Source organism: Microcoleus sp. PH2017_24_DOB_U_A, assembly GCF_020738205.1.
Taxonomy (GTDB): Bacteria; Cyanobacteriota; Cyanobacteriia; order Cyanobacteriales; family Microcoleaceae; genus Microcoleus.
In genome coordinates, this window is the sequence record NZ_JAEQCT010000157.1 from 1 (window position 1) to 11,978 (window position 11,978).

The window sequence follows — 11,978 nt, forward strand, 5'->3', positions numbered from 1 at the left end:
GGATTATGGTAATTTATTTGCTTTCTATTATGCCATCAACTTAGTCAGACAGACAATTGTCTGAGTATTTATACTGATTGCAAAAGTGGGATGCTCCCTATACAATTCCCATTCGGCACAGATTCTTAAAAAATGAAATAAAAATTTGTTAACTCTTTAAATAATTACCAGAAATAATTGGTTAAAAGCCTCTCCGTTTTAGCGATAAATTAAGATCAGACTATTCATTACTCCAATCCTCTTCCTTCCAGGTAAAGGCTGCCCTCAACTGTCCCAGGTCAACTGTCCCAGGTCAACTGTCCCAGGTCAACTGTCAACTGAATGAACACCTTTGTCATGATTCGCCTCTTTTTTCCCTGTTGACCGTTCTTCCTTCTTCCGACTTCCATCCGACTAAATCCTTTACATCCGTTACATCCGTTACATCCGTCGAGCGAATCCGTTGCCGAACTTCCCTCTTCCGACTTCCATCCGTTACATCCATTACAGCATCCGTTGCCGAACTTCCCTCTTCCTACAAATCTCGCCGCGACAGCAGAAACCAGATCCCACCCAAGCCCAAAACACCACACAAAACCCCACCTTCCCACCCAAAAACAGTCCCTCCCGGCAAATGTCCAGGCATTGCCTTAGAAGTAAAATTCAGTTCAGAATAGTATACCCACTGACCGTTAACTCGCCAGCCCACTCGATCGCCAAACTTCTCCCAAACATCAGCATCATAAACACCAGCCTTTCCCCCCGACTTGACCCAAAAACCCTTTTGTACAGAAAAACCGAACCTCCGGTGGCTGTGTCGCACCCAAAGTTGGTCAATCGTCTGCAAATCCTTAGCGGGAAACTTCCTAATATCTTCCTCACTCAAATAACCCCTCGAAACTTGCTGCATCACTTCCAGCATTTTCACAGAAGTTTCCTCATCAGCACCACGCCAATTTTTAGCAGCCAGCAGCCTTTCCAACTGAGAATAATCAATCCCTTTTTCCGACTCTAAATTCACAGAAACAATCGGATTTTTAGTTACAGGTTGAGTCGGCAAAGAAGGACTAAGAACAGTTGCCTGCTGCAACTTAGAATCTGGTGGAACAACAACAGCAGCAGGTTTTAAAATCTCAAAAACTTCCAGAGAAGACTTGTAGCGGTCTTTGACATATTCCTGAATCAACTTATCCAAAATCTGACCTAGATCCTGGCTAATTTTTGTTCCTTTCGGCAAAGCCTCCCTCCAAAGCCAGCGACCTTCGAGCGGGTCGTAAAGGTCATCGTGAATGTCCCCGTAGATATCCAAATAAGGCATCACAGAAGTCAGCAAGCGAATGCAAGTCACCCCCAAACTATAAAGGTCGCTAGCAGGAACAGCCCTACCGTGCCGCTGTTCTAGCGCCGCATAACCCGGAGTTCCCAACTTCGTGCCCGTTTTGGTTGGAGCATCAGTTACTACCTGTTTGGAAACCCCAAAATCTATCAGCACCAACTTGCGATCGCGATTGCGGCGGATCACATTCTCAGGCTTAATATCTCGGTGAATCACATTGCGCTCGTGAACAAAATTCAGCAAAGGCAACAAATCTAATAGCAGTTCCCTAGTTTTAAGTTCGCTATAAGCACCGTACTTTTCTAACTCATCCTTTAAATTATTCCCATCAATAAACTCCTGCACCAAATACAAACGCCCATCTTCCTCAAAATAAGAAATTAGCTGAGGAATTTGTGGGTGCTTCAGTTCGTAAAGCCGCCTTGCCTCTTGTTCAAACAGTCGGACATACTTTTTAAAATGAGCCGGCTTCCGCTGAAATTCCTGCGGCGGCGACAACTGTTTGATAACGCAAAGTTCCTCAAATTTTCCATGATTGACAGCTCGAAAAGTCCTGCCAAATCCTCCATCGCGCAGCGGTTCGGTTGCTGCATAAAGGTCTTTTAGCAACAGCTTGGAACCACAATTAAGACAATACTTTGTGCCTGGTGGGTTCTGACGCTTGTCTTTTGGGCAATCGAGATTAAGGCAGTATGTCATATATTAAAAAAATGCGAACAAAATTATACTCAGGGTGTCATTTTATTCAAGAGTCCGATCGCTAGCTGGTTTTTGTGGAGGCGAGAACCCGAACCTTACGGAGGTTGCAGCCACCCTCGCACTTGCTCGGAAGCGCTCTCGCCAGACTGCCCCTGAGCAAGTATACCTCTCTTGAGGGTTTGACCTCAAACTCGAAGTCCAAATCTAACCTTAAACTGCGATCGGTGCAAGAGATTTGATTTCGCGGTCAAACAGCCAGCAGATTAAACAAAAATAGTAATTTATTACCAGACCAGTTAGCTCTGCAACGCCGAAAAAAAACTTAGGATTCTGCCTGAGATATAATTTTATTGCCAGAGAGAAGCAGACTAACGGGAGCTGCTGCTACCGTCAAGTTCGATCGACCTTAATATTTTACAAGTATAAAATTTTACTCAACCCGGCAAAATCAACAATCCCAAACTACCTAAATTTCCCCTGGTTCAAATAAATACTAGCTTACTCGATCGCAATCCGATCGCAACCCGACAGTTAGCCAGTTTAAGCTGTTTCCTTTTTTCCAGCTATTACCAGTTACAGTTATTTCGCTCCGTCTACTTATTTAGGAAATGCCAGTGACACCAAAACTACAGCCATCTCTAACTGAAAACTCCCGTAAAGAATCACCCAAAGTACCCTGGTTCGAGCGGTTCATTGCACTGGTCGCACTAGGAAATTTAAGCCTAGTATTATTTGATATAACTTATGTTCCCGCCCGAAATTTCTACTTCCGGCAACTACCGGTTCTCACCCAAATATACGACCCATTCAAAGGAATTCAACCCCACCGAGACACCCAGAAATATCTAGAAACCTTAGAAGAATTAAAAAAACAAGTAGTGCAAACAGGCTTGCCATCTCCTCAAGTAGCAGCCAAATTGCAGGAAATAAACACTCTGAGCGCGAACATGATCGACGAAGATCCGTTTCGAGTAGCATCAAAAAGTGGGTCCTTAGAAAAAATTAAAGACCGGATGCGCGATCGCACGCCGAATCCGCAGCAATCAGCAAAACAATCATTCAAAACATTCTGGAGCCAAGAGTATTTAAACAAACAAGGCTGGCAACAAGAAATCACTTGGTTTGACGCCAAAATCAAGCCGTTAATCGCCACCAACTATTACCGCACGATCGGAGAAAATGGGGAATTTACAGACAACTTCTGGCAAATCGACCTGCCATTTATTGCCATATTTGCGATCGAATTTCTAGCCCGCACCTACTTCATCAGCCGCCGCCACCGCAGTGTCAGTTGGCGGCAAGCCATGCTCTGGCGGTGGTACGACATCTTTTTGTTCCTCCCCTTCTGGCGCCTGTTGCGAGTATTACCCGTCACCATTCGCATCCACCAAGCCAAAATGCCCGATCTCCAACCCATACGCGCCCAAATCAGCCGAGGTTTTGTCGCCAACTTCGCGCAAGAATTGACAGAAGTAGTAGTAATTCAGCTCATCAATCAGATGCAACAATCAATTACCAGTGGCGAACTAGCAAAACAACTTTTCCAAACTCAAAAACAGCGATATTTAGACATTAATAATATCAACGAAATAGAAGCAATCGCCAGCCGTTTAGTCCAAGTAACCGTTTACAAAGTCCTGCCTCAACTCCAGCCAGATTTAGAAGATCTACTCCGGTACAATATAGAAATATTTCTCAAACAATCCCCAATTTATCAAGGCTTCCAGCAAGTACCCGGACTCGGAAACCTTCCCGCACAGCTAGCTTCACAATTAGTTGCAGAACTGTCAAAATTAGCCACCCTCGGCCCGCAAAATGCCTACGAAGCCTTCAAAATCGCTAGCGAAGATCCTCAAGGCATCCAACTCTCAAACCAGCTCGTCCAACATTTCGCACAAGCTTTAGGAAGCGAACTCCAACAGCAGCAAACTTGGCAAGAAATACAACTATTGCTGTGCGACTTCTTAGAAGAGTTTAAAATCAACTACATTCAGCGGTTGAGCGAAGAAGACTTCGAGAAAATCCTCGAACAAGCCAAACAACTGCAACAGATAGCTCCGCGTTAGGTTGAAATTTCAATTTTACAAACGCTGCAACACTTTAATTATCGAATCGTTTGTAATTTCGGCTAATAGTTTGCCATCAGGACTGACGACTAAACGACTCATTTGCTCTGGCTCTGGATCCAAAACTGCTTCTAGCTCGGCTGTTTGTAGATTCCATACTGTCAGTCCCTTCGGCGTACTACCAATTATAAAATCACGACTGAGGGTTATACTAAATGGTCTAAATATCTTACGAGAAAAGCTTTGTTTTGCCTTAATTTTTCCTGTTTTTAAATCCGATAAGCTGTTACGCATTTAAACCACTAACTATCCCGATCCGGGTGCGTCACTCGTGAACACTGACTATACATGGGAAACGCCTGAAAACTGACGCACCCTACAATACCATTTTAAATGCGTAACAGCTTATTTGCAGATCGAAAGATCTTTTTCCTGTTTTTTTGATACTAACTAGGGCTTGCTGAATAAAAGTAGAAAGTTTGCCAGATAAGGGGTTTAAGCTTTTTTTGCTTGAAAAAGTGCAAGTTATAGGATTATAGAGGCTCAAAACCCTTGCAATGAAAGTTGTTAGTTTCTGGCTCAATTTGGGAATGCAAGCAATAAACCTACTATTTTTTAAGCTGTGTAGCCTCGTTTTTCCACTACGTACACTTTTTCAGCAAGCCCTAACTAGGGTCTGCCCATCTGGACTAATGTCATCAAAATGGGTGCGAAGGAGTGAAAAATTGCAATAGGGAGACTTGACTGCATCATGGGAACAGTACATCCGTCTGTGTTGAACAAAAGGGAAGACTTCCCAAGGATCATCTCCCAGAAGAATTAGAGTGGTGGCTGCCAGAATCCATAAGGCTATGCGTTTCCAGTTCCCGGACTTGAAAATTTTCATTAGGTTTCTCCATAACTTCAGAAGCGAACCGTAAATTCTGAGACTTAGCCTCAAATTTTCATCAAATTTTTATTTGGGCCTGACATTCTAGCTGGAGAAGGTTCACAACTTGCGGGGTGAGGAATAGATTGCTCTTGGGAGGAGTGGCTGTTTCATCACACCGGTTTGCTAAATGTCAGGAGGAAATTTTTATGCTATCGAAATCATTGCAGTTAAATTCGTTATCGATCGCCCGCTACGGGTCTAGTTTTGTTTTGGGATTAATGTTGTGTACGGCTTCGGCTCCGGTGCTAGCGCACGTTGGGCATAACAGCGAGTTTGCAGGTGGCGATGCGGCTAAGATTATGCAACCGATCGAAGTTGATGCCAGTAAAGCAACAGCATTGGGAATTAAGACAGAGGCAATCCCCCCTACAACCGATGGAGGTATTCTCAAAGTTCCCAGCACCAGCTTGGTTGATGCCAACGGGCAAAAGCTGGTCTACATCCAGGAAGGAGCGACGTACAAACCGATCTCAGTTCAGATTGGTAGCGACTCTGGAGATGTGGTGGAAATTAAAGAAGGCAATCTAGTTTCGGGAAATCAGATTGTAACGCAGGGGGCAACGCTTTTGTACTCGGAGGCATTGCGAGGTAAACCGCAAGCAGAAGCGCAGGCATCGCCTGCTACATCACAAGCACAAACGCAGGCATCGCCCGCTACATCACAATCAGCAGAAGCGCAGCCGGCTCAAGGATCGTCACCTTTGATGTGGGTAGCAGGTGCAGGAGTTTTACTGGTGGGTGGATTCGCCGTCTTTGGGTTAAAAGGCAAGGACCAGTAGACATTCAAAAACCAAGATTTTTGGTAACAGTCGATCGCGACTGAGTAAATCTCTTTACTCCGTCTCCTAAAAGCTTGCCTAATGCTATCCAAATTTCATTTTTATGTTAAACGTCATCCCCAAATGGTCTATTGCTCAACGATGGTTAGTGGTGTTCGGGGCGATCGCCCTGACCATCTGGAGCCTGCATACAGTAAGTCGAATGCCCCTCGATGTGTTGCCCAATTTTGCGCCACCTCAAGTAGAAGTACAAACCGAAGCCCCCGGTCTTGCGCCGGAAGCAGTGGAATCCTTGGTGACGTTACCTCTAGAAAGTGCGGTCAACGGCACGCCTGGAGTTGAAGTCGTCCGTACCTCCTCAGCCGTAGGAATTTCTGTACTGCGGGTGGTGTTTAAATGGGGCACCGACCCCTATCAAGCTCGTCAACTCGTCGCAGAGCGATTGCAGGACGCGCAAGACCGACTACCAGAAGGAATTGGTACACCGCAGATATCGCCCTTAGCTCCCCCCATCGGGACGGTGATTCAGTATGCCTTCACGTCTGAAACTACATCAATTATGGACGTGCGGCGTTTGGTGGATGGCAAAATCAACAATCGCTTGCTAGCAGTTCCGGGCGTATCGCAAGTGCTAGTCTACGGCGGAGACGTGCAGCAGTTTCAAGTCATTGCTAATCCAGAAAAACTTAAGGCGTTGAAGGTTTCTCTTCAGGAAGTCGTCAAGGCGGCAAACGAAGCAAATGCTAAAACCGCCGGTGGATTGTTGATTGACCCCGATCGCGAATTGGTGATTCGAGGCCAGGGACAAATCCAGACGATCGCAGATTTGCAAAAAGCAGTCGTCAAGGTGCAGGAGGGAAAAACCATTCTACTGCGGGATGTGGCAGAGGTGAAGATTGGAGCTGCACTAGCGCGAGGCGATGCCAGTTGGAATCGTCAACGCGCTGTGGTGGTGATGGTGAACAAGCAACCGTTGGTAGATAGTCCCACCGTCACCAAAGCCATCATCGAGGCGATGGAGGAAATTAAACCGGGTTTACCCAAGGATGTGAAGGCAAACGTCACTTTCCGGCAAGATGCCTACATTGACGCATCAGTTGGTAATGTGCGATCGGCTTTGATCGAAGGCAGTTTGATTGTCGCAGCCATCCTGATTCCGTTTCTGATGAACTGGCGCACTCTCTCCGTCTGTTTGTTCGATTTCTTTCTGACGCTACTGTTCTCACTTTTGGTGTGTTCCTGGATCGGGCTGGAACTCAACACTATGACCCTTGGCGGATTGGTAGTGGCGATCGGGACAGCAGTGGATGATGCGATCGTCTACTGCGAAAATACCTACCGTCGCTTGCGGGAAAATCGCCTCTCGCCAAATCCCAAACCACCAATGGATGTGATTTTTGAGGGTTCTCAGGAGGTGCGGGAGTCGCTGATTGGAGCCACGTTAATTGGGATTATCGTCTTTTCACCGATTTTCACACTTTCTGGCGTGGAAGGGCGCATCTTCACCCCAATGGGCATTGCCTACTTGGTGGTAGTAGTCATCTCCAGCCTGGAATCGCTGATTGTTTCGCCTGCACTGTGTGCCATTCTGTTGCCCCACAGACGGATGCAGACGACAGAACCCTTCCTAGCACTGTTTTCCAAGCGAGTTTACCATCCGTTGCTACAGTGGGCGATGCGTCGCTCTACCTTGATTTTGGGATTGGCTACAGTATCAATGGTAGCGTCGATGCTGATTGTGCCGACATTAGGACGAGATTTTCTGCCAACGTTCCAGGAACGATCGCTTATGAATGCGATCGCCCTTTATCCCGGTTCTTCATTGGAAGCAACCAATCGCGTCGGGTTAGCGATTCAAACTGCGCTGAAGGATGACCCAAGGTTTGAATCTGTACAACTGCGATCGGGCCGTGCTCCAGGCGACCCAGATGCGGCATCGGTGAACTTGGCACACTTGGACGTGGAACTAAGTGAAGAGGCGATGAAAAACCGTCCTGCGGCGATTCAAGCTTTGCGGGAAGTATTGGGTCAGTTTCCGGGAGTTGCCGGCAATGTCGGCGGATTTATCAGTCACCGGATGGATGAAGTGTTGTCGGGGGTGAGAAGTGCGATCGCGATTAAAGTATTTGGCAACGACTTACAAGAACTCCGTCGCATTGGAGAACAAATCGAAACGACAATGAAGGACGTGAAGGGATTGGTAGACCTTCAGCTTGAGCCCCAAATTCCGATCCGTCAAGTACAAATTCAATTTAACCGAGATGCAGCCGCCCGCTATGGATTGACGATCGCCCAATTGTCAGATTTCACCGAAACAGCCCTGAATGGACGAGTGGTTGGTCAAGTGCCCGATGGTCAACAGTTGGTCGATGTGCTGGTTTGGGTCAACGAATCGGCCCGTCGCAATCTCAACACGATTCGCAACCTCCAAGTTAATACCCCAACTAATCAAATCATCCCGCTTTCGGAAGTGGCAAAGGTTGACTTTGGCAAGGGCCCGAACACGATTAATCGGGAAAACGTCTCTCGTTTAATTGTGGTTTCAGCCAACGTACAGGGACGCGATGTTGGTTCGGTTGTTGATGATATTCGCGCCAAAGTTAAGCAATCGGTGCAACTGCCCCAAGGCTACTATATTCAGTACGGCGGACAGTATGAGTCGGAACAACGGGCTGCTCAAAACTTCCTAATTTTCGGAATATTAGCGGTGGTGGCGATCGCAGTATTGATGTACTTCACGGTAAAATCCGTTCCGGCGATGCTGATGGTGATGGTCAATTTACCATTGGCACTGGTTGGCGGTGTCATCTCAGTGCTGCTAACGGGTGGCGTTCTCTCTGTTCCTTCAATGGTCGGCTTTGTGACCTTGTTTGGTGTGGCGACGCGCAATGGATTGCTGCTGGTAGACAACTACAACACCAAACTTGCCGAAGGAATGCCACTTTCGGAAGTAATTGTAGAAGGTTCGATGGAACGGTTGCTGGCGATTCTGATGACAGCACTCACCTCGGCATTGGGGATGATTCCCTTGGTTTTAAGCGGTGGCGCCGGTAAGGAATTGTTGCAACCATTGGCGATCGTCGTCCTCGGCGGACTCTTTACCTCAACCGCTCTCACTCTACTGGTTCTACCTGCATTGTATGCTCGATTTGGCAAGTTTCTGATCCCTAAACGGATGATGGAAACAACCGAGTTGAGAAACTATGGTATTGAGCAGACAGCAACGAAAGAAGTAGGCTAATAACAGTTAACAGTTAACAGTTAACAGTTGACTGTTAACTCAGTTAACTATTTAAACAATACCGATGCAACCGGAAACAATATGATATCAAATCCGGTAGCATCGTCCTGTATTCATCTCCCTATTCTCTCTGTGTCCTCTGCGCCCTCTGCGGTAAAAACATTCCGATCCAAAATGTTGGATAAATTTCGAGAATTCGTATATGTTTGTTAGTAAAAAAGTATTGGACGAGATAGCGATAAAATGAGAATTCTGCTGGCGGAAGACGAACCCGATTTAGGTGCGATCGTACAACGCACCTTGAGCCGCGAAAAGTACCTGGTGGATTGGGTGCAGGATGGCACAACTGCTTGGAACTATCTGGAAGACCAATGGACAGAGTACACGATCGCCATTTTTGACTGGTTGCTACCGGGAATTTCTGGCGTCGAACTGTGCCAACGTTTGCGCCGGCAGAATAATCCTTTACCAGTTTTGATGTTGACGGCAAAAGATCGCACGGAGGATATGGTGGCTGGGCTAGATGCTGGGGCTGATGACTATCTGATGAAACCGTTCGTTAAAGCGGAGTTGTTAGCCCGGTTGCGGGCACTCCAGCGACGGGGACGGAGTTTGTCGCCGGAACAGTCGCCCCATTTTAATTCTGACCAACTTGAGGCGGGGCGATTGCGGCTTAATTATACTAAATCAACCATCTCCACTACCGATGATGGGGAACAACAAACGGTGATTCCTCTGACGGCTAATGAGTTTCGGTTACTGGAATATTTCATGCAGCACCCGAATCAAATCCTCACGCGCGATCGACTTTTGAATCGTTTGTGGGACGTGGATGCTGACCCGATGAGCAATGTAGTTGCTGCCAGAATTCGTCTGTTGCGCCGCAAGCTGGCAGATTATGGGTGTGAGGGCATGATTGAAACGGTTCATGGATTCGGTTATCGCTTGAACAAGTTATGACGCTAGCGGTTGAAAGAAACTGTTGGCGAATTCACCGAGGGCGTCACCCCTCACCTCTGGGAGGCAATATTTCCGTTCACTATTGGTAGTTAAGTAGAAGGAAGAAGGAAGAAGGAAGAAGGAAGAAGGAAGAATGCTTATAGAGCAAGTTTTCTAGCCATCGAGATCTTATGTTTAATTAGGTGGACTTACTTAACAGCTATTCGGAAACCCGAATTATATAACAATCAGCATAAAAACATCAGTAGAACACCATAACAATGGTGATTGCTAACAACCTTTCGCTCAGAGGTTTTGCACTGAAAATACCATCTCAGCCAAGATATTTTTCAGTTTTTCTGAATTGAAAAAAGCCAGATATTGAGTTGTGAATGATGGAGGCATCAACTCTAACAAGGTTTGATTCCCATCAACTGTCAACTGTCAACTGTCAACTGTCAACTGTCAACTGTCAACTGTCAACTGTCAACTGTCAACTGTCAACTGTCAACTGTCAACTGTCAACTGTCAACTGTCAACTGCTATAATATGCACTCGAACAAGCTATTTAACCGCACGCGCTGGCAACTCGCAGGTTGGTATGCGATCGTGATAGGTCTGTTGTTAGGTATCTGCGGTGTTGCAGCATATCAGGTTTTGTTTCACACCCAGCGATATATCCTCCAGCAAAAACTACAGGACTTAGCCGGAACGCTGCATGACAGTATCGAACCTGAATTACAACAACCGGGACAGATTTCATCCAGCTTGAAAACTATTTTGCCCGGTTTGTGTTTATCGAATGAAAACTGTTATTTTTCAAGCAATGACGGCGCGCGACATACTGCTAGAGTGTTTCAGCAGGAGGGCTATTATCTCCGCTTTTTAAACGAATCTGGACGTGTTTTGGCGACGAGTGGAGAGCAGCCAAATGTATTAAAACGTTTTGCGCCAAAGGAGTTTTGGCAGGTTCTGAATTGTTCTAAGGGCGATCGCTTTTATCAAATTTCTCTATTACTGAGAACAAACGGCGGCTTGCCTTGGGGTTATCTGCAAATTGGGCGATCGCTCAAAGAATGGGATGCTTATCTTAACACTTTGCGACTGTTCCTGTTTTTAGGCTTACCTTTTGCGATGCTGTTAGTGGGAGGAGCGAGTTGGTGGTTAGCGGGAGTAGCGATGCAACCAATTTATCAGTCCTATCGCCAGATGCAACAATTCACCTCCGATGCTGCTCATGAATTGCGAACGCCTCTCGCTGTGATCCAGAGTACAGTTGAGGATACTCGTCTTGCTGAAGACTTACCAGAGGTTAATCAAAACCTGGATATTATCGAACGACAAAACATCCGTCTCTCCAGGTTAGTCAAAGATTTACTGTTCATTTGTCGCATTGAACAACAACAGATTTCGACTCAATTGCAGCCTTGCTCTCTCAACGATCTGATCGGCGATTTAGTAGAGGAACTTGCAGGTTTGGCAATGATAGCTGATGTACATTTGAAGTTAGAAATTCGTGCCTCACAAGCCACTATGATTCTTGGGGATGAAGTCCAACTTTACCGTATGGTAACGAACTTAATTACCAACGCCATTCACTACACTCCCCCAGGAGGACTAATCTTTGCCATCCTCGATCGCACTGACAAGGAAGCCCTAATTCAAGTTCAAGATACGGGTGTTGGTATCGCTCCAGCCGAACAAACGCGAATTTTCGATCGTTTCTATCGAGTCCAGAGCGATCGATCTAGAGCCACAGGAGGGGCAGGATTAGGGCTATCGATTGCGAGTGCGATCGTAGTGGCTCATCAAGGCAGCATTCAAGTTGAGAGCGAGTTGGGCAAAGGCAGTACATTTACAATCCGTCTGCCGCTTAATTGAGAACAATTTAGATGCGGGAAAACTTACTAAGGAATGAAAATTTAATAACTTTAGCGTCTGTTAAATAGTCGGCACTGCACGATAATTCCATTTTGGCAGATATTCATCAAAAATAATTTTCATTGTT

8 protein-coding genes are annotated in these 11,978 nt (G+C 46.2%); 5 read left to right on the plus strand and 3 right to left on the minus strand.

Annotation, left to right across the window (positions count from 1 at the left end; genetic code table 11):
- Positions 1–334: 334 nt before the first annotated feature.
- Complete coding sequence (locus tag JGK07_RS31175; protein WP_293184773.1) at positions 335–484, minus strand: hypothetical protein; 150 nt, start codon at positions 482–484, stop codon at positions 335–337.
- 30 nt (positions 485–514) lie between these two features.
- Complete coding sequence (locus tag JGK07_RS31180; RefSeq protein ID WP_363319262.1) at positions 515–2,014, minus strand: GUN4 domain-containing protein; 1,500 nt, start codon at positions 2,012–2,014, stop codon at positions 515–517.
- Between the two features lie 614 nt (positions 2,015–2,628).
- On the opposite strand from JGK07_RS31180, the gene JGK07_RS31185 reads away from it, so the two are divergent.
- The gene (locus JGK07_RS31185) at positions 2,629–4,080 is read left to right on the plus strand and encodes a hypothetical protein (protein WP_325315545.1); all 1,452 of its coding nucleotides are present in this window, start codon (positions 2,629–2,631) and stop codon (positions 4,078–4,080) included.
- A 15-nt stretch (positions 4,081–4,095) separates the two neighbouring features.
- Here JGK07_RS31185 and JGK07_RS31190 read toward each other — a convergent pair whose 3' ends face one another.
- Positions 4,096–4,374 (minus strand): hypothetical protein, encoded by a 279-nt coding sequence (locus JGK07_RS31190; protein ID WP_293226599.1) that lies wholly within the window; start codon positions 4,372–4,374, stop codon positions 4,096–4,098.
- A gap of 783 nt (positions 4,375–5,157) precedes the next feature.
- Between JGK07_RS31190 and JGK07_RS31195 the strand changes: the two genes are divergently transcribed.
- From JGK07_RS31195 to rppB, 4 genes are all read left to right on the plus strand, one after another.
- Complete coding sequence (locus tag JGK07_RS31195) at positions 5,158–5,790, plus strand: hypothetical protein (protein ID WP_293226596.1); 633 nt, start codon at positions 5,158–5,160, stop codon at positions 5,788–5,790.
- Between the two features lie 103 nt (positions 5,791–5,893).
- Positions 5,894–9,031 (plus strand): efflux RND transporter permease subunit, encoded by a 3,138-nt coding sequence (locus JGK07_RS31200; RefSeq protein WP_293226593.1) that lies wholly within the window; start codon positions 5,894–5,896, stop codon positions 9,029–9,031.
- Positions 9,032–9,274: 243 nt separating this feature from the next.
- Positions 9,275–9,991 (plus strand): two-component system response regulator RppA, encoded by a 717-nt coding sequence (gene rppA / locus JGK07_RS31205; RefSeq protein WP_293198552.1) that lies wholly within the window; start codon positions 9,275–9,277, stop codon positions 9,989–9,991.
- 399 nt (positions 9,992–10,390) lie between these two features.
- Complete coding sequence (gene rppB, locus JGK07_RS31210; protein WP_293277459.1) at positions 10,391–11,851, plus strand: two-component system sensor histidine kinase RppB; 1,461 nt, start codon at positions 10,391–10,393, stop codon at positions 11,849–11,851.
- Positions 11,852–11,978 lie beyond the last annotated feature (127 nt).

Coding starts and splice junctions, on each gene's coding strand:
- JGK07_RS31175 (WP_293184773.1), bottom strand. CDS start 484: ATGGATGTAACGGATGGAAGTCGGAAGAGGGAAGTTCGGCAACGGATT.
- JGK07_RS31180 (WP_363319262.1), bottom strand. CDS start 2,014: ATGACATACTGCCTTAATCTCGATTGCCCAAAAGACAAGCGTCAGAAC.
- JGK07_RS31190 (WP_293226599.1), bottom strand. CDS start 4,374: ATGCGTAACAGCTTATCGGATTTAAAAACAGGAAAAATTAAGGCAAAA.
- JGK07_RS31195 (WP_293226596.1), top strand. CDS start 5,158: ATGCTATCGAAATCATTGCAGTTAAATTCGTTATCGATCGCCCGCTAC.
- JGK07_RS31200 (WP_293226593.1), top strand. CDS start 5,894: ATGTTAAACGTCATCCCCAAATGGTCTATTGCTCAACGATGGTTAGTG.
- rppA (WP_293198552.1), top strand. CDS start 9,275: ATGAGAATTCTGCTGGCGGAAGACGAACCCGATTTAGGTGCGATCGTA.